We start from the raw sequence: 23875 nt of genomic DNA, 5'->3' as shown, positions 1-23875 counted from the left end.
TGTCTTCGTCCTCGCCCCGCGCGGGGGGCGGGAAGCGCAGCCTCAGCGGTCACTGTTCCGGCTGATCCTTACGGCTGGGCGAATCGGTTCTTCTCCACCCGTTCGTTCTCCGGCCACAATTCGTGTGGGTATCCCAGCTGCAGCGCGCTCACCTCATCAAGCCATTCGAGCCGGGGCGTCGCGAGCTCCAGATCACCGGCCGCGAGGTTCGACGTGAGCTGATCTGCGCTCCTCGGCCCGAGGACGGGTATCACCCCCTTGGACATCGCCCATTTGATCGCCACCCGCTCCGGAGTCGTGCCGAGGTCCCGGGAAACGCTTTCGACGGCATCCAGAACGCGCGCCTTGGCGGGGTCGTCCTCCTTGTGGAGGAATCGGCTGATCGAGCTCTGCGCGCGACCTGTCCCGTCCCGCCGGTACTTTCCGGTGAGAAGACCACCGCCGAGCGGCGAGAACCCGAGGACGCCCAAGCCGAAGGCCTCTGCCATCGGCATCAACTCCCGATCAGCGCTGCGCTCGACGAGGCTGTACTCGACCTGGATCGCCACGAGAGGGGCCCAGTCCCGCTGCTGCGCCAGGGTGACTCCCGTGGCCACGCGCCATGCGGGGAAATTGGAAAGACCGGCGTACAGAATCTTTCCGGCGCGCGTCAGATCGTCGAAGGCTCGCACGATTTCTTCGATGGGCGTGGACGTGTCGGCCACATGCGCCCAGAGCACGTCCACCCGGTCGGTGCCCAGTCGACGCAGGCTCTGCTCCAGCGACTGGACCATCGCTTTCCGGCTGTTCCCGGTCATTTGGAGGCCGCTGGTCGCCGACGTCCCCATGGTGTACTTCGTCGCCAGAACCACGTCCTCGCGGTCCGAGGAGATGATGTCCGAGAGGTGCTCCTCGGCCTCCCCCGACTGGTAGTTGGAAGCCGTGTCGATGAAGTTCCCTCCCGCTTCCCGATAGATGTCGTACATCGCCCGAGCCTCGGTCGCACTCGCCCCGTGCCCCCAGCCCATCCCGAAATTGCCCGTCCCCAGCGACAGTTCCGAAACCCGCAGACCCGATCTTCCGAGAAATCGGTATCGCATACGTCCTCTTGCTCCTCGCGTCGATCCGGCATGAGCAGGCTCCTCACGCCTGACGGCTCTTACCGCCGGAAACCCATCATTCCCACCTCCGGGCGTATGGTCCATAACATGCATTCCAGCGATGTTTATCGATCGTCCAGAACTGAGGTCGCCCTCGACGCGCACGACCCCGTTCGGGAGGCTCTGGCGCTGGCACGCCCCCGGACCGTCGCCCCCGTACCGCTGCGCGCGACGGCCCCGTGGGGAGCCCAGTTCTCCCCGTTTCCGCACATCAAGCTCGGCGTGGTGGTGGAAGGCCAGTGCTGGCTGTGCGTCGACGGTTCGGACCCCCTCTTCCTGAGCACGGGCGATTTCTACCTGCTCGGAAATCCGCCCCCGTACGGACTCGGGAGCTCGATCGGAGCAGCCCGCGCTCGCGACTCGAACGGACCGCTCCGCCAGGAGATTTCCGGGAGCAGAGCCGAGATTCCCCGCGGATCCGTCACGTACACGTGCAGCGTCGACTTCGAGTTTCAGGATTCCGACGCGTCGACCTTGTTCTCATCGCTGCCCCCGGCCGTGCTCGTCAAAGCAGCCGATGTCGGCGGGAGGTTGCTCTGGAACATCGCCACCCTGCTCGTCCACGAGATCGAGTCGCACGAGGCGGGCCGATCCCTCGTCCTCGAGCATCTGGCCCAGATCCTTCTGGTGCACATGCTGAGGTCGCACGCCGGTTCGTCCCACGAGCCGCTGGGATGGCTCGCGTCGGTCTCCGACGACGGGATCGGGGCAGCGCTACGAGCCATGCATGCTGAACCGGGCCATCGCTGGACGCTCGAAGAGCTCGCCGGAATCGCGATGATGTCGCGGTCCGCTTTCGCCGCGAACTTCAAGAGCAGAGCGGGGAGACCGCCTTTGGATTACCTCATCGAATGGCGAATGCAGCTAGCGCGTGCCGCACTGCGCACGGAGGACTCCCTCACCGCCATAGCGGGAACCATCGGATACCAGTCAGAAAGCGCTTTCAGCACCGCTTTTCGGCGCGTCGTCGGGATGTCACCACGAGAGTTCCGCGCCTCGCCGCACGCGCAGCCGAGGGACCGCGGGCCCGGTGGTCCTGCGCCGGCGGGATCGCCCGAGTTTCACGACCCGGAGTCCGGAAACGACGACTGAGCCGGATCATCTCTGGTCGTGGTGGGACGCTCTGCCAAGCGCTGCCGGGCTTGCGAGCAAGGCTTCGCCGCAAGGCAGGCTCGGATTCACCGCTTCGCCTGCCGCTCGCGGGCGCGCCATTGACGGGACCACAATGTTCCGCGCTCCGCTGCGGCGGCCCTCACCGCTGGCGGTAGCGGGCGAAGCCGCCCTCGGATTCGATCACCTGGCCGGTGATCCAGCGCGCCTCGTCGGTGCACAGCCAGGTGATCAGCCGGGCCGGGTCGTCCGGCTCGCCCCAGCGGCCGAACGGGAACATGTGGCCGATCGCCGCCCAGTCGGCCTCGGTGAGGTACCCGGTCTGCACCGGTCCCGGGTTCACCGTGTTCACCGTGATGCCCGCGTCGGCGAGCTGTTCGGCGATGGTCGCGGTGATCTCGGCGAGCGCGCCCTTCGCCGCCGCGTAGGCGATCTCGCCGGGCATCGGACCGGCGCGCTGCCCCGAGGTCAGGAACACCACCCGCCCACTGGGGGATCCGCTGTGACGAGCGGCGAACTCCTGCGCCAGCAACAACGACGAGCGGGTGTTGACCGCCCAGTGCCCGTCCAGCATCGCCGCGTCCAGTTCGCCCAGCGCACCATCGGATCCGCTGCGGGCGTGGTTGCAGACCAGCACGTCGAGCCGTCCGAACTCGGCCACCGCCCTGCGCACCAGCCGAGCCGGTTCGTCCGGGTCCGCCAAGTCCCCGGCGGCGTCGGCGATCCGCGCCGAGCCGGACAGGTGCCCGGCCACGCCCGCGCGGACCTCGTCGAGGTCATCGGCACCCCACGGCTGCTCGGCGTCGTGCGGCCGGTGGTGGTGCAGGAACACGCTCGCGCCCCAGGCCGCCATCCGGGACGCGATGGCGAACCCGATGCCCTGCCTGCGGCTCACGCCCGTCACCAGCGCGGTCCGGCCGCGCAGCGGGTACGGCTCGCGGGCCAGGGACTGCTCACCGGCTGCGGTCATGCCCGGATGATCGCGCAGCGACGTGCCCGGTGCATCCGATTTTCCGGCCGCTGGGAACGGTCAGAACGCGGGCCAGGGGATCGCGGGCCACTCGCCCGACGGGGCCGGGAACTCCGCCGCGGCCAGCAGCGCGTCGACCCGTTCGGCGACGGCCTGCACTTCCTTCGGCGTGACGTGCTCGGCCAGCCGAGCCGCGAGATCGCCCTCCAGCAGTGCGCGGAACCGGCTCAGCGCGTCGACCGCGTCCTCGGGCAGCCGCTCCCCGATCCAGCCCCACAGGACCGTGCGCAGCTTGTTCTCCGCGTTCAGGCTCACCCCGTGGTCCACGCCGAACACCTCGCCGCGCGGCGAGTGCAGCACGTGGCCGCCCTTGCGGTCCGCGTTGTTGATCACGATGTCGAGCACCGCGAGCCGCCGCAGCGCCTCGTGGTCGGAGTGCGCCAGCACCACCGGCTCGCCGTGGTGGTCGTGCGCGCGCAGCACCGCGCGCCAGCCGTCCGGAACCTCCGACGGCGCGGCCAGGTCGACCAGCTCCGAGTCTTCCTCGGTGTCCACCCACAGCTGCACCATGCCCGGCCCGAACGGTCCGTCGCGCAGCAGCGTCGGCGGAATCAGGTCCCAGCCCAGCGCCTCGGTGATCAGGAACGAGCCGACCTCGCGCCCGGCGAGCGTGCCGTCCGGGAAGTCCCACAGCGGCCGCTCCCCGCGCACCGGCTTGTACACGCACTCGGCGGCGGCGCCGTTGTGCTCGACGGAGCAGAACAACGTGGCGTTCGAGGCTTCCACGAGCCGTCCCTCGACCTCGATGCGGCCGTGTGCCAGGACCTCGCGAACGGCCGGATCATCGGGGTGCACGGGCGGCTAGTCCTCCTCTGAGCGGCGGTAACCGTTCTGCCGGGGGCAGATGTGCCCCTCCGGGTCCAGCGGTTCCCCGCACAGCGGGCAGGGCTTGCGACCGGCGTTGAGGACCCGCTCGGCGCGCTCCGCGAAGGCGCGGGCGTCGGCCGGGCTGAGGAAGACGCGGACCGCGTCCGGGCCTTCCTCGGTGTCGTCGAGCACCACCGACTCGTCGATCTCCTCCTCGGTGACCGCGAGCAGCTCGACGACGACGGCCTCGGTCTCGGCGTCCCAGCCGAGCCCCATCGTGCCGACGCGGAACTCCTCCTCCACCGGCACCGCGAGCGGGTCGGCGTCGACGAGATCCTCCGGCGGGGCCGTGGGCAGTTCCGCGTCGAAGCGCCGCTGCACCTCCTCCAGGAGGGCACCGATCCGTTCGGCGAGGACCGAGACCTGCTGTTTCTCCAGCTGCACGCTGACCGTGCGGACATCCTCGGAGGCCTGCAGGTAGAACGTGCGCTCACCGGGTTCCCCGACGGTCCCTGCTACGAACCGGTCGGGCTGGCGGAAGACGTGGATGACACGAGCCATGGCACCTTCGACAGTAAGCCACTCGGGCCGCGGCCCGCGCAGCCGTCCCCCGTTCCGCCCGGCACACCCTCTCAGCAGCACCATCGGCACCGAACAGGTGCGCGGAAAGCGGTCGAATCGAGCGTTGATCCGTTCGTGGGGCCTGTTCGCCGAACGCGAACACGCCGCGGCGCGGGCTGCGGTCCCGATCACCGGCGGACCGCTACGCTCGGCTCCTGCCGCTTCGCGGCACCCCACGATCCGGACCTCCGGACGGAGCCCTCCATGAGCACCCGTGAACGACGTCGGCCGCGACGGCTGCGGGCCGGCGACACGGTCGCCGTGGTCGCCCCCGCCGGTCCCGTTCCCGCCGACCAGCTCGACGCCGGCTTGGACCTGCTGCGCGACTGGGACCTGCGGGTCGTGCCCGGCAAGCACGTGCGCGAACGCCACCCGAGGCTGCGCTACCTCGCGGGCGGCGACGCCGAGCGCGCCGCCGACCTGCAGCAGGCCTGGTGCGACCCGGAGGTCGACGGCGTCCTGTGCGCCCGCGGCGGCTACGGCAGCATGCGGGTGCTCGACCACCTCGACTGGGCGGCGATGGGAGCCGCCGAGAGCAAGGTGTTCGCGGGATCCAGCGACGTCACGGCCCTGCACGACGCCTTCGGCTCCCGGCTCGGCGTGGCCACCGTGTTCGGCCCGATGATCGCCACCGGCGCCTTCTCCGAGGACGCGCCCGCCCGCGAGCACCTGCGCCGCACCCTGTTCGCCCCGGAATCGGTGACGATCCTGACCAGGCGCGGAGCGGAAGCGCTGGTTCCGGGGCGCGCGACCGGCGTCACCTACGGCGGCAACCTGAGCCTGCTCGCCGCCTCCCTCGGCGCGCCCGACGCGGCGGCTCCGCCCGCCCGGGGCATCGCGCTGCTGGAAGACGTCGGCGAGGACCCGTACCGCCTGGACCGGGCGCTGACCCAGCTGCTGCGCGCCGGGTGGTTCGACCGGGCCAGCGGCATCGCGCTCGGCTCGTGGAGCGAATGCGGGCCGCTGGAGGAGGTGCGGGCCGTGCTGCGCAACCTGCTCGGCGACCTCGGCATCCCGGTGCTGTGGGAGCTCGGCTTCGGCCACTGCGCCGCCCAGCGCACCGTGCCGCTCGGCGTGGCCGCCGAACTCGACACCGCGGCCCAGCGCCTGAGCATCCTCCAGCCGGCCCTGCGCTGAACCGCTCAGCTCCGCGCATCGGAACGAAGGCTGGGCAGCTCGGTGGCCCGCTCGCCGCAGAACCGATTTCCGAAGTCGCTTCGCCGCGTACCTCGCGAGAGGTGGTCAACCTGGCGACGTGGGTTGAACCGCTTCGCGCTCGAGAAGCACGGCTTACGACGGCAAGATCGACCCGGCGACCGACCAGGTGCGACATGGACCACTACTCTCGGTTCCATGTAGCCACGCACAGTGCACGCCGTAGGGGAAGCCTTGCCCGGCCACCGGAGCCGTTCGGACGCGGTCCGCGCGCACAGAGAAGCCCTGCTCGATCAGGCTGCGGCCGACGCCGCACGCCTTGAGGCGGATTCCGACGACCGAGCCGAGATGCGGGCCATCGAACGGTTCATGGGCATGCCGGAGTGATCTCGCGAAGCCGGTGGCGCGGAGCGCCGACGCCGTCCGGTAGAACGGCGGGATGCGGGTTCGGGCGATCACTCCGGAGAAGTTGACGGGCGAGCTCGCCGACGTCATCGACGGGGAGCGGCGGCGGTGGGTCCGGGTCGCGATCGACGGGGCGCCCGCGGCGGGCACGGCCGCCTTCGCCGACGAGCTGGTGCAGCCGCTGCGGGTGCGCGGCCGGGAAGTGGTGCGCGTCGGCATGGACGGCTACGTGCGCCCGGCTTCGCTGCGGTTCGAGCACGGCCGCGACGATCCGGATTCGTTCTACGAGAGCTGGTTCGACCTCGCCGGACTGCGCCGCGAGGTGCTCGATCCGCTCGCCGACGGCGGTACCGGCGAAGTGCTGCCCGCGCTGTGGGACGCGGTGACCGACCGCTCCCCCAGGCTCGACCGGGTGCGGCTGCCGGAGCGCGGCGTGGTGCTGGTGGACGGCCCGCTGCTGCTCGGCGCGGGCCTGCCGTTCGACCGCGCGGTGCACCTCTGGCTGCCAGGGGGTTCGCTCGCGCGGCACACGGCCGAGGCCGACCGGTGGACGCTGCCCGCCTTCGACCGCTACAGCTCCGAAGTCGCCCCGGAACGCCTCGCCGACCACGTCATCCGCGTCGACCGCCCCGGCCACCCGGCCGTCGTGGACGAGCTGGACTGAGCGCCTGAACTCGGTGCGCTCGCCGGGCAGGTGGCGCCTCCCCGCCGCGGGATCGACTTCTCAGGCGGACGCTCCGGCCTCTCAGCCAGCCGGTCGCCGGTCCAAGGACGGCACGGCGGCGAGCAGCGTCTTCGTGTACTCGTGCTGGGGATCGAGCAGGACCTGCTCCACCGTGCCGAGCTCCACGATCTCGCCCTGGTACATCACCGCCACCCGGTCGGCGATGTTCCACGCCAGCCCCAGATCGTGCGTGATGACCAAAGTGGACAGTCCGCGTTCGACGCGCAACCGCAGCAGCAGCGCCAAGATCTCGCCGCGCACCGTCGCGTCCAGCGACGCCACCGGCTCGTCCGCGACGAGGACCTGCGGCGCCAGCACCAGCGCCCCGGCGATCACCACGCGCTGCCGCTGACCACCGGAGAGCTCGTGCGGGAACCGCGACAGGAACTTCGACGCGGGCCGCAGCTCGGCGGCCTCCAGCGCCTCGGTCACCTTCGCGGCCTCGTCGGCGACGTCGCCGTGGATGCGCAGCCCCTCCGCCACCGCCTCGTAGACGGTGTTGCGCGGGTTGAGCGCGCCGGTCGGGTCCTGCAGCACCAGCTGCACCTGCCGCCGGTACTCGCGCAGGCCCGCGCTGGTGGCGGGCAGCACCTTCCCGTCGAAGCGGACCGAACCCGACGTGGGCTGCTGCAGGCCGAGCAGCGTGCGCGCCAGCGTCGTCTTGCCCGAGCCGGACTGACCGACGAGGGCGACGATCTCGTCCGCACCGACCTCCAGGTCCACGCCGCGCACCGCCCGCACCGGCGGTCCGGAGCGGGCCGGGAAGCTCACCGACACGTCCTGCGCCGCCAGCAACGCCTCCCCGGCGCGCTGCGACGGATCGACCAGGCGGAACTTCGGATCGCCGACGGTGGGGAACGCGTCCGCCAGCGCGCGGCTGTGCTCGTGCTCCGGCGAGCCCATGACCTGCCGCGACGGCCCCTGCTCGACGATGCGGCCGTCCTGCATCACCGCGATGCGGGAGCAGCTCGCCGCCAGCACCGACAGGTCGTGGCTGATCATCAGCAGCGCGATGCCCCGCTCCGCGACCAGCCTGCCCAGCAGCGCCAGCACCTGGGCCTGCACGACCACGTCCAGCGCGGTAGTCGGCTCGTCGGCGATGATCAACCGCGGTTCGCAGGCCAGCGCCATCGCGATCATCACGCGCTGCTTCTGACCGCCGGAGAGCTCGTGCGGGTACGCGTCGGCGCGGCTCGCGGGCAGCTCCACCGATTCCAGCAACTCCGCGACCCGGCCGGTCAGGTCACCGGAAGCCGTGCCGTGCAGCCGCATCGGCTCCGCGATCTGGGCGCCGACCGTGCGCACCGGGTTCAGCGCGTGCATCGCGCCCTGGAACACCACCGACGCCGTCGCCCACCGGGCCGCGCGCAGCTGCCCGAACGACAGGCTCCGCACGTCCTTCCCGTCGAGCAGCACGTCACCGCCGAGCACCGCCGAACGCGGCAGCAGGCGCAGCACCGACATCGCCAGCGTCGTCTTGCCGCAACCGGACTCCCCGGCGAGGCCGAGGGTGTCCCCCGCCTCCAGCTCCAGGTCCACGTCGCGCACCGCGGGCACCAGCCCGTCGGCGCCGCGGTAGGAGATCGACGTCTCCCGCAAGGTCAGGATCGGGCTCATCGCTTCTCCCGCAGCCTCGGGTTGAACACCGCTTCCATCGCCCTTCCGCACAGCGTGAAGCTCAGCACCACCAGCACGATCCCGATGCCCGGCGGCAGCAGGTACCACCAGGCGCCGCCGGTGACCGCGCCCGTGTCCATGGCCGACTTCAGCATCGAGCCCCACGACACCCGGCTCGGATCGCCGAGGCCGAGGAACGACAGCGTGGACTCCATGATGATCGCGCTGGCCACCGACAACGTGGTGTTCGCGAACACCAGCGGCAGCACCGCGGGCAGCACGTGCCTGCCGATGACGTGGCGATGCCCGCCGCCGAGCACCTTCGCCCGCTCGATGTAGGGCCGCGCCTCCACCGTCAACGTCTGCGCCCGCACCAGCCGGGCCGTCGTCGGCCACGAGGTCACGCCGATCGCGAGCACGATCGTCGGCAGCCCGCGCGCGAGCACCGTGGACAGCGCGATCGCCAGCACCAGCGCGGGCAGCACCAGGAAGAAGTCCGTGAACCGCATCAGCACCGTCGAGGTCCAGCCGCCGAAGTGCGCGGCGAGCACGCCCACGACGGTGCCGATCACCACCGACAGCACCGCCGCGGCCAGCCCGACCAGCAGCGACACCCGCGCGCCCCACCAGGTCAGCAGCAGCACGGAACGTCCCGACTCGTCGGTGCCCAGCCAGTTCGCCGCGCTCGGCGGCTGCAGCCCCTCGCCGGTCACCTTCGTGACGTCCAGCCCCGTCTGGTCGGTCAGCAGCGGCGCCAGCAGCGCCAGCGCGGCGATCAGCACCAGCAGCACCAGGCCGATCGCGCCGCCGCGGTCGGCGCGGAACACCCGCCACGACTCGGCCGCGGCGGCCCGGCGCCGGGCCCGCACGAGCTGCGCCGCCGTCGGCGCGGGCGATTCCTCCGGGGTCACGGGCTCGGTGGCCGTCATGCCGCACGCACCCTGGGGTCCAGGACCCGGTAGAGCAGGTCCGCCACCACGTTCATCACGATCACACTCCCCGCCAGCACGATGAACGTGCCCTGCAGCAGCGGCAGGTCCGGCACGCGCAACGCCTCGAAGGTCAGCAGCCCCAGACCGGGCCACGAGTACACCGTCTCCACCGTGATCGCGCCGCCGACCACCAGCCCCAGGTGCAGGAAGATCAGCGTCACGGTCGGCAGCAGCGCGTTCGGCACCGCGTGCCTGCGCCGCACCAGGTCCTCCCGCAGGCCCTTCGCGCGGGCCGTGGTGAGGTAGTCGGCGCCCATCTCCTCCAGCAGCGAGGAGCGCATCACCATCAGGTACTGCGCGTAGATCACCGCGACCATCGTCAGCGACGGCAGCACCAGGTGCCGCGCCACGTCCAGCACCTGCGGGATCAGCTCCGCCGGGGTGTCCGGCGAGGACATGCCGCCGACCGGGAACAGGCCGGGGATCGGGCCGACCCCGACGCCGAACACCATGAGCACGATCAGCCCGAGCCAGAACGTCGGCACCGACCACAGGGTGAGCGCGATCGACGTCGAGGCCTTGTCGAATCCGCTGCCGTGCCGCCACGCCGCGCGCGTGCCGATCCACAACCCGAGCACGACCGCCAGCACCGTCGCCGTGCCCACCAGCAGCACCGTCGGCCAGAACCGCTCGGCGATCAGCTCCGCCACCGGCCGGCTGTAGGTGTAGGAGGTGCCGAGATCACCGCGCAGCAGCGCGCCGAGGAAGTCCACGAACTGCTTCCACAGCGGCTGGTCCAGCCCGAACCGCTGCCGCAGCTGCTCGAGCTGCTCCGCCGAGACCGGGGCGCCGCGCGTCATGGTGCGCACCGGGTCTCCGGGCAGCACCCGGAACAGGAAGAACCCGAGCACCGCCACGAGGAACACGCTCACCAGCCCGCCACCGAGCTTGCGCGCCAGGTAGCCGGGCCAGCCGCCGCCGGAGCGGACGTGCTCCGCGCGTTCCTCGACCGTCACGTCGGCCATGCGTCACTCCCGTTCGTCGACGGTGGCTCGCCTGCGCCGCACCACCAGCACGATCACCGCACCGGCGACCACGACCACCCCGACCAGCACCAGCGCGGCCGTTCCGTAGTCGGTGTCCTGCGAGTTCATCGCGGCCGGGGTGGGTTGCGCGCCGTAGTAGCCCCAGTAGCCCTGCTGCCCGGTGATGACCCCTTCGGCCGCGGGTTGGGTGGTGAACCCGCTGTAGCGATCGCTGCGGTGGGCCTCCAGCGAGTTCTGGTAGTACAGCACCGATGCGGTCGCCTGGTCGTAGAACCGCTGCTGCGCCCGCTTGACCAGGTCGATCCGCTTCGCGGGGTCGAACTCGCCGAGCTGGCGCGCGTAGAGGTCGTCGTAGACCTGGTCGCACAGGAACGAGTCGGGCGTGCCGCCGCCTTCCGGGCTGGGCCGGGAGCCGCAGGTCTGCAGCCGCAGCACGTAGTCCGGATCCGGGTTCGCCGACCAGCCGGAGATCGCCAGGTCGAAGTCCCCCGCGGTGGTGCGGTCGTTGACCTGGTTGTCGGAAACCGGTTCGAGCTCCACGGCGATGCCGACGTCGGCGAGCCAGCGCTTCACGAACTCGCCGACCTGCGCGTCGGCGGAGGTGCTCGCGTGCAGCATGAACCCGAGGTTCAGCGGTTCGCCCTGCGGTGTGCGGCGGATCCCGTCGGGTCCGCGGCGATATCCGGCCTCGTCGAGCTGCGCGTTGGCCGCGGCCGGGTCGAACCGGCGCGGTTGCTGCGGCGCCCAGTGGTAGTCGTCGAAGATCGGCGGCAGGTAGCCGCCGCCGACCTGCCCGTAGCCGGTGAGCACCCGGTCCACCAGGGCCTGCTTGTCGATGGCCTGGTCGATCGCGCGGCGCACCCGCACGTCCCGCAGCGCCGGGTGACCGGTGCCGATGGGGGCGCCCGCGCTGTTGGCCGCGCCCGGGTTGATCAGCATCTCGAAGAACCGGCGCCCCTGGCCCTGGACCTGCGCGACGTCGGGCTCGCCGGCCAGCGCGTCGAACTGCGCGGGGGTGAGCTTCTGCGCGACGTCCACCTCGCCCTTGCGCAGCGCTTGCACCGAGGCGTCGGTGTTCTTGAACTGCACGAACTGCAGCTCGGAGATCTTCGCCGGTCCCCGCCAGAACCGCGGGTTCGCGCGCAGCGTGGCGTACTGCTCCGGTTCGTACTCGGTGAGCTCGAACGGCCCGGAGCCCACCACCGGCATCCGGTCGTTGGCGAATCCGGCCACGTCCTCGACCTGCGACCACACGTGCTCGGGCACGATCGGCGCGTCGATCGCCAGCATCGTCGCCTGCGGCGTCTTGGTGCGGATCACCAAGGTGCTCTCGTCGGGCGCGGCGACCGACTCGAAGTTCTCCACGAAGTTGCCGTTCGCGGTGGCCGCGGCGGGGTCGTGCATCATCCGGTCGTAGGTGTAGGCCGCGTCCCGCGCCGTCACCGGCCGGCCGTCGGTCCACTGCACGCCGGGACGGATGTGGAAGGTCCAGGTCAGCTTGTCCGGCGAGGTCTCCCAGCTCTCGGCCAGCTCCGGGGTGACCGAGAAGTCCTGCGGGCTGTAGGTCGTCAGCGTCGGGTAGATCAGCCGGAACAGGTCGGTGGACGCCAGCGAGTAACCGAGGAACGGGTTGAGCGAGTCGATCTGCTGCGGCACCGCGACGCGCAGCTTCGCCGCACCACCCGTCGCGGGCTGCGCGACGGCGGCGTTCGGCACGAGCAACCCGGCCACGACGACCAGCGCAACGAGGATTCTCCGTCCCACGAAGCACCCACCCTTCTCCAGAAGTGAGGAGAAAGAACCATCCCCGGGTGCGTTTCGTCAATGCTCCACCGGCCGCGCCGCAGGACCGCTCACGGAGTGTGTACCCAACCGTTACGCAACACCGCCCCCAACGGCGCCCACCTGCACGATCAACGCAGTCCTTGATCTTGCCCGACCCCGGTACCGAAACCCACGAAGGGCAAGCGAAGCAAAGCCAGCCTCGCGGCCGAAGGCCGTGCCTGTATGTGCGAAGCACATAGCCCACGTCGAAAAAACGACCACCGGCGGGTTCTCAGGTGTCTTCTCGCGAGGACAGCTTTTTCCCTCGTGGCGGGGCCACTCGGGAGAAAGATCCCGCAGCGAGAAGACAGCTGAGGTTCCGCCACCCGACCACCAAAGCAAAAAGAGCCCAACGACGAAAAACGTCAGTGCTCGCCCCAGCGGGCCTGCTGCCACTGCAGCGCCTCCGGGCGGGCACCGTCGACGACGTACTCCATCAGCCCGGCGCGCAAGGCGCGGAACGGCAGCACGGAGTCCTTCGGGAACAGCAGCGCGCTGCCCGTGTCGAAGCGCAGCTTCGGCGCGTCCGGCAGCGGCTCGGCGTTGCGGGTGTGCCAGGAGGTGAGGTCGCCCTCCTCGGACTCCTCGGTGTAGTTGAGCACCCCGGCCTCGGCCTCCGGATCGGTCACGACCCGCAGCTGCTGGTACGGCCCGGCGATCTCGTCGCTCTCGTACGGCCGGTCCCACACGTAGAGGTGCGCGGCCGCGCCCGCTGTCGGCGGCCGCAGCACCTTCTCCACCAGGGCGGCCTTGTCGTCGGAGGTCGTCGCGTAATGGCGTTCACCGTCGACGACGGCGGTGGCGACGGTGACGCCGAGCTCGGTGTTGCGCGCCCCCACGGCCTCCGAACGCAGCGCGTCCAGGCATTCCCGCGCTTCGCGCAAGGCCTTGATCGCGGCGCCCTGGTGCAGCACCAGCTCACCCCAGTACGGATGGCCGTGGATCTTGTTGAGCTCGCCGTAGACGGCGTTGGTGGACTCGATCAGCTTGTCCACCTGGTCCAGCGGAACGTCGGTGAGGCGGGCGAACACGACCGCCAGAGGTTCGACCGGGCCGTCTTGCAGAGGCGGATTCGACATGCCTTCGTTGCACCCCACGGGAGTCGATTCTGCTGTTCTCGCATGGACACGCCGCCGGTCATGATGCCAACCCGCTCGGCGCGCGCGGACAGCGGTACCGGGAGAACGAAGACTACCTGTCGTGATCTTGTGATCTCACAGCGCGGCCACTTCCCCGCCGCCGACCGCGAAACCGCAGCTCAGCGCACTCCCGCGAACAGCGGCGCGAGCACGAACGGACCGGCCGTCCCAGTGGGACGAGCGGTCCGTTCACCTGCTCGGCGGAAGGTCAGCTGGCCTGTCCGCGCAACAACCCGTCCGCGGGTTCCGCTTCGGCGGCCATGCCCAGCAACGACCGGCCCAGCGACTCCGGGTCGCCGAAACCGATCCGGCCCACCACGTCGTCGGGCAGGCTCAGCATCGACATCGCGACGCCCATCATCCCCGCCTCCAGCAGCCCGCCGCCGCGAGCCGAGATCGGCTCGCCCACCGCGGCGTGCAAGGTCACCGCCGAGTCCACCCCGGCCAAGGTCATCTCGCCGAGTGCGGCGCGGACCTGCGGGTTGCGCACCCCTTCCAGCTGCAGCTCGAACAGCGCCAGGAACTGCGAGCGGGCCGAGGTCGACATCCGGTGCAGCATCGCCACGTACAGCGTGCGCACGTCCGCGGCGGACACCCCGTCCGGCATCCCCTCGCGCAACCGGCGCATCGCCGCGGTGTGCTGATCGGCCATCCGCCGTGCGACCGCGACGTACAGGGAGTCGCGGCTGGCGTGGTAGTTCTTGGTGGTCCCCTCGGGGAAACCGGCTTCGCGGTCCACCGCCCGATGGGTGAGGCCACGACCCCCTTCCCGCGCCAGCACCTCGATCGCGGCGTCGGCGAGCTGGACCCGACGATTCCTACGCTGCGGCATGCAACCCCTGTGATCCTGCGTCGACACGTCTCTCCCCTGGTGCCGGTCCCGAGCGGCAGCCGCCCTCCAGACTGACACCACAGAGTAATCATTGTAGCGCGAGAGTGATCACCGCCTCGCGATCAACACGACGACGAGCCGCGCGGAAATCGTCGGTTGCCGCCGCACCCGCAACTGGTATAGACCTGCAGAGTTCCGCAGTTCGCACCCAGGAGTCCACGCATGCCCGACAATCCCGACACCGGCCGAACCGACACCGCGGCGCCCGCTGCACCGGCCGCGGCGCCGACACCGGCCGTGACCGGACCGCACCACGCCGAACCGACCCTCGCCCACCTGCGCAAGATCGGCGAGCACAACGCGGCCGCGCTGCGCGACGCCGCGCGAGCGCTGCTCGGCTGCGTGCGCGAGGACGGCCTGGTGTTCACCGCCGGTGCCGGGCACTCGCTCGCCGGGGTCATGGAGTCCTTCTACCGGGCCGGCGGCCTCGCCGCGGTGCGCCCGCTCTACCACCCGGACCTGCTGCCGCTGCACGGAGCGGTGGCCTCGACCGCCACCGAACGCACCAGCGGACTGGCCGCACGAGTGCTCGACGAGGCCGCGTTCCGCGGCGGCCGGGACGCGCTGGTCGTGTTCTCCAACTCCGGGGTGAACCCGTACCCCGTCGAGCTCGCCGCCACCGCCTCGGCCACGGGCTCCGCGGTCATCGCGATCACCTCCCCGCTGGCCAGCGCGGACGCCCCGCTGCGGGCGGGCACCACGCTCGCGGCGCAGGCCGGGATCGTGCTGGACACGCTGGTCCCCGGCGGCGACGCCAGCTATCCGCCCGCCGCGCCCGTCACCGCGCCGCTGTCCTCGCTGGCCAACGCCTACCTGTGGAACATGCTGCTGGTGGAGCTGCACGACGCGGCGAAGCGGGAGGGCGTGGAGCTCCCGGTGTGGCGCAGCGCCAACACCATCGGCGGCGACGAGGCGAACAAGGCCAACCTCGCGCACTACGGAGCCCGCGTTCCGGGCCTGACCTGATCCGACACAGCGAAGCCGGTCCCGCGACCAGCGGGACCGGCTTCGAGTTGAAGATCGAGCGCGGCGGCTCAGCCGCCGAGAAGTCCTGCGAGCTCCGCGATCCGGCGGATCTGCGCGGCGCGTTCCGCGGCGAGCTGCTGCTCCGGATCCACGACCTCGTCGGCCTGGGCCAGCAGCGCCAGCGTTTCCCGCACCGCGCCCTCCGGCGGCGCGCTCACCGCTTCCACGAAGCGGTCCACCGCGGAGTCCAGTTCGTCGGCGGCGACCACCGAGTTCGCCAGGCCGATGCGCTGCGCCTCCTCGGCCGTCACGTCCCTGCCGGTCACGCAGATCTCCACCGCGCGCGAGTAGCCGACGGCGCGCACCAGCGGCAGCGTGCCGCCGAGGTCCGGGACCAGGCCCAGCCCGGTCTCGGCCATCCGCAGCTTCGCGTCCTCGGTGAGCACGCGCAGGTCGCAGGCCAGTGCGAGCTGGAACCCCGCGCCGATGGCATGTCCCTGCACGGCCGCGATGGTGACCCGATCCGGCTCGCGCAACCAGCTGAACCCCTGCTGGAAGGTGGCGATGTCGGCGTCGGCCTCTTCGGTGGGACGCTGCACCAGCGACATCAGGCCGGGCGCACCGTCGACGTCATCGACCCCGAACAACCTCTTGTCCAGTCCGGCGGAGAACGCGCGCCCCCGCCCGCGCACCACCACGACCCGCACTTCCGGGTCCAGGGACTGGCCGATCTCGCGCAGCGCCGCCCACGTCACCGGCGTCTGCGCGTTGAGCTTGTCCGGGCGATCGAGTGTGATGGTGGCGCGCCGACCCTGGACCGTGAGCCCCACACCGCCACGGTCCAGAAGGTCGGCGTCCATCCTCGACTGCTCCAAGCGGGCCTCCATCAGTTCTGCGTTGACCGGACGGGAATCGCGCAAGACGTTACCCGCCGGTCGAAAACGGACCGCATCGAACCGATCATGCCCGCCGAGTCACTTCTTCTTGGTACGCGTCGCACCCCCACGGCCGCGCAGCTGCACGCCCGACTCGCTCAGCACCCGGTGCACGAACCCGTAGGAACGCCCGGTCGCCTCGGCAAGGGCGCGAATGCTCGCTCCCTTCTCGTATTTCTTCTTCAGGTCACTGGCAAGCTTGTCCCGGGCGCTCCCTGTAATTCGCGCACCCTTCTTCAGGTCAGCCACAGTGTCCCCGCCTTCCCTCCGAACAGGTCGGGCCGCTCGCGACCCCTGTCGTCGCAATGATCGAACAGGACGGCCGTAAACGCCAGGCGATCATGCAAAAAGATCGCCCAACGGTTGAGATCGAGAGGCTGCGATCACCGGAATGCGCTCGACCGATCGGTCTAGCCGTCTCGCGACATCCGGCGGTGAAGACCGCCATCCCACAGCATTTTCGCTGTTCAGAGCGTTGTTACGGAGAGAGATCAGCTGCCGGTCGCCGACGGTGACGACCGCCCGTCGCAGCAGGTCATGATCCGTTACATGAGCCGCGGGGTGGGAAAAACCACTCGTCAGGCGAGTTGCACTAGCTCCAAGTAATCAGCCGACCAGTGGTCCTCGGTCCCGTCGGGCAACAGGATCACCCGTTCCGGCTCCAACGCCTCCACGGCACCGGGATCGTGCGTGACGAGGACGACCGCTCCGCTGAAACTGCGCAGCGCATCGAGGACCTGTTCGCGGCTGGCGGGGTCGAGGTTGTTCGTCGGTTCGTCCAGCAGCAGCACGTTCGCCGCGCTGGAAACCAGGCCCGCGAGCGCCAGCCGGGTCTTCTCGCCGCCGGAGAGCGTGCCGGCGGGCTGGTCGAGCTGCTCACCTCGGAACAGGAAGGTGCCGAGCAGGGTGCGCAGCTGCTGCTCGGGGGTGTCGGGGGCGGCGCTGCGGATGTTCGACCACACGCTGGCGTCGTGGTCGAGGGTCTCGTGCTCCTGCGCGTAGTAGCCCACGCGCAGGCCGTGACCGGGGACCATGGCGCCCGCGTCGGCTTCTTCCATGCCGCCGAGCAGCCGCAGCAGTGTCGTCTTGCCCGCGCCGTTGAGGCCGAGCACCACGACCTTGGCGCCCCGGTCGATCGCCAGGTCGACGCCGCTGAAGATCTCCAGCGAGCCGTAGGACTTCGACAGCCCGCTCGCGGTCAGCGGGGTCCGCCCGCAAGGCGCGGGGTCGGGGAAGCGGATCTTCGCGACCTTGTCGTCGACCTGCTCGTCCTCCAGGTCGTTGACGAGCTTCTCCGCGCGGCGGGCCATGTTCTGCGCGGCGACGGCCTTGGTGGCCTTGGCGCGCATCTTGTCGGCCTGCGCCATGAGCACGGAGGCCTTCTTCTCCGCGTTGGCGCGTTCCCGGCGGCGGCGCTTCTCGTCGGAGGCCCGCGCTTCCTGGTAGCGCTTCCAGTCCATGTTGTAGACGTCGGCCTCGCCCCGGACCGCGTCCAGGAACCAGACCTTGTTCACCACGTCGGCCAGCAGTTCCACGTCGTGGCTGATGACCACGAGCCCGCCGTCGTGGGAGCGCAGGAACTCGCGCAGCCAGTTGATGGAGTCGGCGTCGAGGTGGTTCGTCGGCTCGTCGAGCAGCAGCGTCGTCGCCGACCTGCCGCCGGGGCCCGCTTCGGAGGCGGCGAACAGGATGCGGGCGAGCTCGACGCGCCTGCGCTGACCACCGGAGAGCGTCTGCAGCGGCTGTTCGAGGATTCGATCGGCCAGCCCGAGGTTGGAGCAGATCCGGCCCGCTTCGCTCTCGGCCGCGTAGCCGCCGCGAGCGGAGAACCGCTCCTCCAGCTTGCCGTAGCGGTTGATGGCCTTGTCCCGCTGGCGGTCGTCGGCCAGCTCGGCCATCTCGGTCTGCGCCTTCTCCATGTCGCGCAGCAGCTTGTCGAGGCCGCGGGCGGAGAGCACCCGCTCCTTCGCGGAGACCGACAGGTCCCCTTCGCGCGGGTCCTGCGGCAGGTAGCCGAGTTCGCCGCGGCGGATGAGCTCACCGGCGTAGGGCTCGCCTTCCCCGGCGAGCACGCGCAGCGTCGTCGTCTTGCCCGCGCCGTTGCGGCCGACGAGGCCGACGCGGTCACCGGGCTGCACGCGCAGCGTGGCGCCGGAGAGCAGGATGCGCGAACCCGCGCGCAGTTCAAGGCCCGTGGCAGAGATCAAGGAAGGCTCCGAAGACGTAGTGGTCGAGCGAGTTCACGAAAAAGCCCACCGCTGGCCGGTGACGGCCGGAATCGGATGGGCCGAGAACGTCGCCGCTAATCAGCGGAGACGGTTGTGCGCGGCCCTCGCAGGCGGAGTTTCGCCGCGCACTTCTTCGTTGCGCGCTTGCTCACCACGTCCCCAGTGTAGCGGTCGGTCCCTCGTCACCGGCGTGCACTCCGCCACGAGCGACCGGTCGTCACGCTTCGTGGATGCGGACCTCGACGGCGATCGCGCGTTCGGCGGCGTCGTCGAGGATCGATCGGCGGGGCTCGGGCACGTCGAGCACGCGGGGTTCGGCACCGGCCAGCAGGTCGCGCAGCTTCGGTTCGGCGCGCAACGCCTCCAGCGCCCGGCGGTCGCCGCCGAGCACCACGGCGTCGAGCCGGTCGCGTTCGGGCAGCAGCACGCGCGCGACGTCGGCGGCGGCGGATTCCAGCGAGCGCCGCGCCTGGCCTTCGCGGCGCCGGGCGAACCGCTGCTGGGACTGCCCGCCCGCCTTGTTCCGGCCGTGCACGAGGTGCCGGTCGGTGGAGGAGACCTCGACGGTGCCCGCGCGGGCGATGCCGACGCTGTGCGCGCCGAGGCGCACCAGCACCAGTCCGATCCGGCGCGGCACGCGCACGTGCTCGACCAGCGGGCCGACCGCGAGACCGGGGTGCTCACCGTGCGGGCCGGGCAGCTGCTCGAACGGCACCTCCACGACCGCGGTGGCGCCGTCGGTGGCGGTGACCGCCACGCGGCGCGCGGCGAGTTCGGTGCGCGCGATGCCGCCGTGGCGGGTGCCGAACCGCTCGAACCAGCCCGCCAGCCGCTCCGGTGGCACCGGGACCGCGCGTCCACCGCCGGCCAGTTCCCTGCCTCGCATGCCCCCATCCCAGCACGCGGGTGCGCTCGCGGCGGCGGGCATTCGGCGCAGTGCCGGATTTTTTCCGTTCGCACCCTTGCCCCGGCGGTCGCCGCCTCATTAACGTGCTCGGACTTACAGCGTTAGTTATCTGGGACACACCACCCGAAGGGCGCGTCGCGATGGCTCCTCCTCCCTCCAGCGCCCGCCGGGTCGCTGCGGCCGGCCTGATCGGCACGACCATCGAGTGGTTCGATTTCTTCATCTACGGAACCGCCGCCGCGCTCGTGTTCAACCGGTTGTTCTTCCCCGAGTTCGAACCGGTCGCGGGCACCGTGGCCTCCTTCGCGACGTTCGCGGTCGGGTTCATCGCCCGGCCGCTGGGCGGCGTCCTGTTCGCGCACCTCGGTGATCGCCACGGCCGCAAACCCGTACTGGTCGCCTCCCTGCTGCTGATGGGGCTGGCGACCGTCCTGATGGGCGTGCTGCCGACCTACGGCACGATCGGCGTGGCCGCTCCGCTGCTGCTCACGGTGCTGCGGTTCGCCCAAGGGATCGGCGTCGGCGGCGAATGGGGCGGCGCGGCGCTGATGGCCGTGGAACACGCCCCGGAGCACCGGCGCGGCTTCTACGGCAGCTGGCCGCAGATCGGCGTGCCCGCCGGGTTGCTGCTGGGCAACCTCACGTTCTCCGCGCTGTCGGCGGGCCTGACCGAGGCCGAATTCCTCGCCTGGGGCTGGCGGGTGCCGTTCCTGTGCAGTGCGCTGCTCATCATCGTCGGGTTCGTCATCCGGCTGCGGATCAGCGAGAGCCCCGTGTTCCAGCGGGCCGCGCAGCGGCAGCAGCACACCCGCACCCCGGTGCTCGACGTGTTGCGCGAACACCCGCGCGTCGTGGCGCTGGCCGCCGGGTCCTTCCTCGCCACGAACGCGACCTTCTACGTGGGCACCACCTGGATCGTCGCCTACACGACGACCACCCTCGGCTACGAGCGGACCTCGATCCTGAACGCGAACGCACTGCTGAGCTTCGTCGACATCCCGCTGATGCTGGCGTTCGGCCTGCTGTCGGACCGCATCGGGCGCCGCGGCATGTCGATGGCGGGCATGGCCGGGCTGGCGGTGTTCGCGGTGCCGTACTTCCTGCTGGTCGACAGCGGTTCGATCATGCTGTTCCTGCTCGGCGGGATCGTCGTGCAGGTGTGCCGGACCGCGGTGTACGGGCCGCAGTCGGCGTACTTCTCCGAACTGTTCAGCACCCGCTTCCGCTACAGCGGGGCTTCGCTGGCCTACCAGCTCGCGGCGATCCTCGGCGGCGGGCTGGCACCGATGATCTGCACCGCCCTCTACGGCTGGACCGGGTCGTCGATGGCCATCGCCGGGTACGTGGTGGTGCTGTGCCTGATCTCGTTCGGCTCCAGCTACCTGCTGGCCGAGACGTTCCGCAAGGGCCTCACCGACGATCCCGCCCCCGCCCGGACGTGACCGGACCTCAGATCGAGATCTCCGAGAACAGCCGCGTGGTCCGGCCGGAAAGGGCTTCCAGCAAGGAGGCGGCCTGGTCGTCGGTGAGCGAGGCGACGAAGTCGATCACCGCCCGGCCGCGGGCGCGGCGCTCCAGGTCTTCACCGCTGATCTCGTCGCCGTCGGGCGCGAGCGCGACGGGATCCGTCGAGCGCAGCCTGCCGAACTCTTCGCGCGCCCGGTCGAACAGGTCGCGGAGGCGGTGCGGCAGCCGCGCCGCCTCGCTGCGGTCGATCAGCCACGAGTCCAGCGCCGTGACCAGCTTCGTCAGCAGGCGGTCCTGGCCGCGCTGATGCAGCGCCAGGTCCGGCCGCTGCAGCACGAAGCGGCGGTGCACGAACTTCAGCACCTGCACCTCGTGCCACTGCTCGGGCCCCAGCGACACGTGACCCGAGCGCACCGTCGGCCGCCGCTCGACGCGCACCCCTTCGACCAGCCTGCGGGTCCACTCGCCGGAGAACACCGCCACCGCCTGCTCGGCCTGCTTCGAGCGGTCGAACGGAGCTCGCAGCAGCTTCGTCACCAGCTCGTCGAGGACCTTCCGCACCGCCTGGGTGAAGGCCTCGTCGGAGGCGATCCAGGAGTCCTTCGCGTGCAGCCTGCGCCGCAGCCGCTCCAGCGACCGGCCCGCCAGGTGCTCGGTGCGTGCGAGCTCGGCGTCGCCCAGCGCGGCCAGCTGCACCTGGTGGGCGAGCCACTCGACGAGCTCGTTCGACACGGTGGTGTGCTGCAGGATGCCGACCCGGTGGAAGTCCTCCAGGTCGTGGATGGCGTAGGCGATGTCGTCGGCGGTGTCCATCACGGACGCCTCGACGGTCTGCTGCCAGCTCTCCACCAGGCCGCGGAACGCCGAACGGCAGTCGCGCATGTCGTCGAGCTCGGTGACGTAGCAGGAGAACTTCGCCGACCCGGTGCCCGGCGCCTCGTCCGGCTCCGACGCCCCGCGCGGCGGCACCCGCAGGTCGCGCGGGTGCGGGGACGGGCGGTGCAGCCGCGTCCAGGGGTACTTCAGCAGCGCCGCGCGCACCGCCGCGGTGAGGTCGAGCCCGTCGCCGGATCCGCCGGGGTCGCCGCGCACGTCGATCGAGCTGACGATGCGGAACGACTGGGCGTTGCCCTCGAAGCCGTCCCGCAAGCCGTAGTCGACGCGCGCGATCCGGTCCAGCACGGTCTCGCCGAGGTGCCCGAACGGCGGATGCCCGAGGTCGTGAGCCAGCCCGGCGGCCTCCACGACGTCCAGGTCGCACCCGCCGAGCTCGTCCATCGCGGCCGCCGCGTCGGGTTCCGCGCGCAGCCGCTCGCCGATGGCCCGCGCCACCTGCGCCACCTTCAAGCTGTGCGTGAGCCGGTTGTGCAGCAGCATTCCGGAGCCGCTGGGGCTCACGACCTGCGTCACGCCGCCGAGGCGCGCGAAGAACGCCGAGCTCGACACCCGGTCCCGATCCGCCCGGAACGGGCTCGTCGCCAGATCCGACGCCGGGCGACCGTTGCGGAGGGGGTCGCTGCGGCGGGAGGTTCGCTCGACCGGCGGATCGGTTCGCATGTCCGGCACGTTAGCGCCGCCCGGCCGTGCGGCGGCACCCGCACCCGCCGTGATCTGATGCTCGCGTGGTGGACGTGCTCATCGTGGGGGCGGGGCCCGCGGGCCGGGCGGTGGCGGCGGCGTGCGCCGACACCGGACTGGCCACGACCGTGGTGGATCCGGCGCCGCGCCGGGGCTGGCCGCACACCTACGGCTCGTGGCTCGACGAGCTGCCCGCGGCGGTGCCGCACTCGGCGCTGGGGTCCGTGACGGCCAGCATGCGCACCTTCGGTACCTCCCCGCACGAGCTGGCCAGGCCGTACGCGGTGCTGGACAACTCCGCGCTGTGGAAGCACCTGTGGCGCCCCGACGTGCAGGACGTCACCGGCCGCGTCGTGGGCGCCGAGCACGGTCCCACCGGTTCGACGGTGCACCTCAAGGACGGCCGGAGGCTCGCGGCGGCCACCGTCATCGACGCCACCGGTGCCGCGCGGGTGCTCTCCGGGGGCCGCCCGTCCCGGACTGCGGCGCAGCAGTCCGCGGTGGGCGTCGTGCTGGATTCGGCGGCGGCGCAACCGCTGTGCCCGGAGGGGTCCGGGGTGTTCATGGACTGGCGTTCCGCGCCCGACACCCGCGGCGGCTGGCCGACGTTCCTGTACTGCGTCCGGTTCGGTTCCGGGCAGGTGCTGCTGGAGGAGACCTCGCTGGCCCGGCGGCCCGCGATGCCGCTGACGCTGCTGCGCAGGCGGTTGCACGGGCGGCTCGCCGCGGCCGGTATCACCGTGCCCGACGACGCCGCCGAGGAGCGGGTGCGGTTCCCGGTGGACGACCCGATCCCGCTGCCCGGCCGGGTGGTGCCGTTCGGCGCCTCTGGCGGGCTGGTGCACCCGGCCAGCGGTTTCAGCGTGGCGTCCGCGCTGCGGCAGGCCCCTTGGGTGGCGGGAGCGCTGAGCGCGGGGCTGACCTCCGGCCCGGCCAAGGCCGCGAAGGCCGCCTGGTCGATCTTGTGGCCGCCGCGCGCGATGGCGACGCACGCCCTGCGCAGGCGTGCGCTGCGCGCGCTGCTCACGTTCCCGCCGTCGCTGGTGCCGGACTTCTTCGAGGTGTTCTTCTCCCTCCCGGAGGCCGACCAGGCCGCGTTCCTCGCGGCCGATCACGACCCCGCCCGGACGGCGGCGGTGATGACGGCGCTGTTCCGCCGAGCCCCTTGGCCCGTCCGGCGGAGGCTGGTCGCGGGCGGTTTCGGTCCCGGTGGCGGCGAGGCGCAGCACGGCTTCGGCGGCCTCTGACCCGCCGGACGCGGACGAGCAGCACGTCAGGACGTTGTGTGAGTTCCCACAACGGGTGGGCGAGTTGTGTGCTCCGGCCCCGGTGGGCGCGCTAGGTTGGCGGTCG

General features: G+C 71.3%; 21 protein-coding genes. 6 read left to right on the top strand and 15 right to left on the bottom strand.

The features are described 5' to 3' along the window. Positions 1–68: 68 nt before the first annotated feature. The gene (locus tag BJ969_RS08460; protein WP_184478261.1) at positions 69–1079 is read right to left on the bottom strand and encodes an aldo/keto reductase; all 1011 of its coding nucleotides are present in this window, start codon (positions 1077–1079) and stop codon (positions 69–71) included. Between the two features lie 108 nt (positions 1080–1187). Here BJ969_RS08460 and BJ969_RS08455 point away from each other — a divergent pair, with 108 nt between their 5' ends. Then, positions 1188–2231, top strand: a complete 1044-nt coding sequence (locus BJ969_RS08455) for an AraC family transcriptional regulator (protein ID WP_184478260.1) — start codon at positions 1188–1190, stop codon at positions 2229–2231. Positions 2232–2391: 160 nt separating this feature from the next. On the opposite strand, the gene BJ969_RS08450 is transcribed toward BJ969_RS08455, so the two are convergent. The 3 genes from BJ969_RS08450 to BJ969_RS08440 are packed head-to-tail and all read right to left on the bottom strand — an operon-like array spanning position 2392 to position 4647. After that, on the bottom strand, positions 2392–3219 hold the full coding sequence (locus tag BJ969_RS08450; protein WP_184478259.1) for an SDR family oxidoreductase: 828 nt from the start codon (positions 3217–3219) through the stop codon (positions 2392–2394). A gap of 60 nt (positions 3220–3279) precedes the next feature. Continuing rightward, complete coding sequence (locus BJ969_RS08445) at positions 3280–4074, bottom strand: SCO1664 family protein (RefSeq protein ID WP_184478258.1); 795 nt, start codon at positions 4072–4074, stop codon at positions 3280–3282. 6 nt (positions 4075–4080) lie between these two features. Beyond that, positions 4081–4647 (bottom strand): DUF3090 domain-containing protein, encoded by a 567-nt coding sequence (locus tag BJ969_RS08440; RefSeq protein WP_184478257.1) that lies wholly within the window; start codon positions 4645–4647, stop codon positions 4081–4083. Positions 4648–4911: 264 nt separating this feature from the next. Between BJ969_RS08440 and BJ969_RS08435 the strand changes: the two genes are divergently transcribed. Both BJ969_RS08435 and BJ969_RS08430 read left to right on the top strand, forming a co-directional pair. Further along, complete coding sequence (locus BJ969_RS08435) at positions 4912–5844, top strand: S66 peptidase family protein (RefSeq protein ID WP_184478256.1); 933 nt, start codon at positions 4912–4914, stop codon at positions 5842–5844. A gap of 457 nt (positions 5845–6301) precedes the next feature. Continuing rightward, positions 6302–6931, top strand: a complete 630-nt coding sequence (locus BJ969_RS08430) for a nucleoside/nucleotide kinase family protein (protein ID WP_184478255.1) — start codon at positions 6302–6304, stop codon at positions 6929–6931. 81 nt (positions 6932–7012) lie between these two features. On the opposite strand, the gene BJ969_RS08425 is transcribed toward BJ969_RS08430, so the two are convergent. From BJ969_RS08425 to BJ969_RS08400, 6 genes are all read right to left on the bottom strand, one after another. Next, positions 7013–8608 carry a dipeptide ABC transporter ATP-binding protein gene (locus BJ969_RS08425; protein ID WP_184478254.1) on the bottom strand — a complete coding sequence of 532 codons (1596 nt, stop codon included), beginning with the start codon at positions 8606–8608 and terminating at the stop codon, positions 7013–7015. Then, entirely contained in the window at positions 8605–9537 is a 933-nt protein-coding gene (locus BJ969_RS08420) for an ABC transporter permease (RefSeq protein ID WP_184478253.1), read from the bottom strand. The genes BJ969_RS08425 and BJ969_RS08420 overlap by 4 nt, the downstream gene beginning before the upstream one ends. Continuing rightward, positions 9534–10565: an ABC transporter permease gene (locus BJ969_RS08415; RefSeq protein ID WP_184478252.1), complete on the bottom strand. Its 1032-nt coding sequence runs from the start codon at positions 10563–10565 to the stop codon at positions 9534–9536. The genes BJ969_RS08420 and BJ969_RS08415 overlap by 4 nt, the downstream gene beginning before the upstream one ends. 3 nt (positions 10566–10568) lie before the next feature. Then, complete coding sequence (locus BJ969_RS08410; RefSeq protein WP_184478251.1) at positions 10569–12350, bottom strand: ABC transporter substrate-binding protein; 1782 nt, start codon at positions 12348–12350, stop codon at positions 10569–10571. A gap of 425 nt (positions 12351–12775) precedes the next feature. Beyond that, complete coding sequence (locus BJ969_RS08405; protein ID WP_184478250.1) at positions 12776–13489, bottom strand: Imm1 family immunity protein; 714 nt, start codon at positions 13487–13489, stop codon at positions 12776–12778. 268 nt (positions 13490–13757) lie between these two features. After that, positions 13758–14381, bottom strand: coding sequence for a TetR/AcrR family transcriptional regulator (locus BJ969_RS08400; protein ID WP_184478249.1), 624 nt, complete (start codon positions 14379–14381; stop codon positions 13758–13760). Between the two features lie 222 nt (positions 14382–14603). Here BJ969_RS08400 and BJ969_RS08395 point away from each other — a divergent pair, with 222 nt between their 5' ends. Then, complete coding sequence (locus BJ969_RS08395; protein ID WP_184478248.1) at positions 14604–15407, top strand: sugar isomerase domain-containing protein; 804 nt, start codon at positions 14604–14606, stop codon at positions 15405–15407. A 68-nt stretch (positions 15408–15475) separates the two neighbouring features. On the opposite strand, the gene BJ969_RS08390 is transcribed toward BJ969_RS08395, so the two are convergent. The 4 genes from BJ969_RS08390 to BJ969_RS08375 all read right to left on the bottom strand — a co-directional run bounded on the left by BJ969_RS08390 (position 15476) and on the right by BJ969_RS08375 (position 19456). Beyond that, positions 15476–16267: an enoyl-CoA hydratase/isomerase family protein gene (locus tag BJ969_RS08390; RefSeq protein WP_246456719.1), complete on the bottom strand. Its 792-nt coding sequence runs from the start codon at positions 16265–16267 to the stop codon at positions 15476–15478. A 114-nt stretch (positions 16268–16381) separates the two neighbouring features. Further along, positions 16382–16591, bottom strand: coding sequence for a helix-turn-helix domain-containing protein (locus BJ969_RS08385; protein WP_009942935.1), 210 nt, complete (start codon positions 16589–16591; stop codon positions 16382–16384). A 329-nt stretch (positions 16592–16920) separates the two neighbouring features. Further along, positions 16921–18549, bottom strand: coding sequence for an ABC-F family ATP-binding cassette domain-containing protein (locus tag BJ969_RS08380; protein ID WP_184478247.1), 1629 nt, complete (start codon positions 18547–18549; stop codon positions 16921–16923). A 238-nt stretch (positions 18550–18787) separates the two neighbouring features. Beyond that, positions 18788–19456, bottom strand: a complete 669-nt coding sequence (locus BJ969_RS08375) for an acVLRF1 family peptidyl-tRNA hydrolase (RefSeq protein ID WP_184478246.1) — start codon at positions 19454–19456, stop codon at positions 18788–18790. A gap of 161 nt (positions 19457–19617) precedes the next feature. Here BJ969_RS08375 and BJ969_RS08370 point away from each other — a divergent pair, with 161 nt between their 5' ends. Further along, entirely contained in the window at positions 19618–20919 is a 1302-nt protein-coding gene (locus tag BJ969_RS08370) for an MFS transporter (RefSeq protein ID WP_184478245.1), read from the top strand. Positions 20920–20926: 7 nt separating this feature from the next. Here the strand turns inward: BJ969_RS08370 and BJ969_RS08365 are convergent, their stop codons facing one another. Beyond that, positions 20927–22501: a deoxyguanosinetriphosphate triphosphohydrolase family protein gene (locus tag BJ969_RS08365; protein ID WP_184478244.1), complete on the bottom strand. Its 1575-nt coding sequence runs from the start codon at positions 22499–22501 to the stop codon at positions 20927–20929. 68 nt (positions 22502–22569) lie between these two features. Between BJ969_RS08365 and BJ969_RS08360 the strand changes: the two genes are divergently transcribed. Beyond that, the gene (locus BJ969_RS08360) at positions 22570–23769 is read left to right on the top strand and encodes a lycopene cyclase family protein (protein ID WP_425503537.1); all 1200 of its coding nucleotides are present in this window, start codon (positions 22570–22572) and stop codon (positions 23767–23769) included. The last annotated feature ends 106 nt before the right edge of the window (positions 23770–23875 follow it).

It is taken from the genome of Saccharopolyspora gloriosae, from assembly GCF_014203325.1.
GTDB classification, from domain to species: Bacteria; Actinomycetota; Actinomycetes; order Mycobacteriales; family Pseudonocardiaceae; genus Saccharopolyspora_C; species Saccharopolyspora_C gloriosae.
The sequence above is the reverse complement of the archived record's forward strand: the minus strand, read 5'-3'. Positions and strand labels throughout refer to the sequence as shown.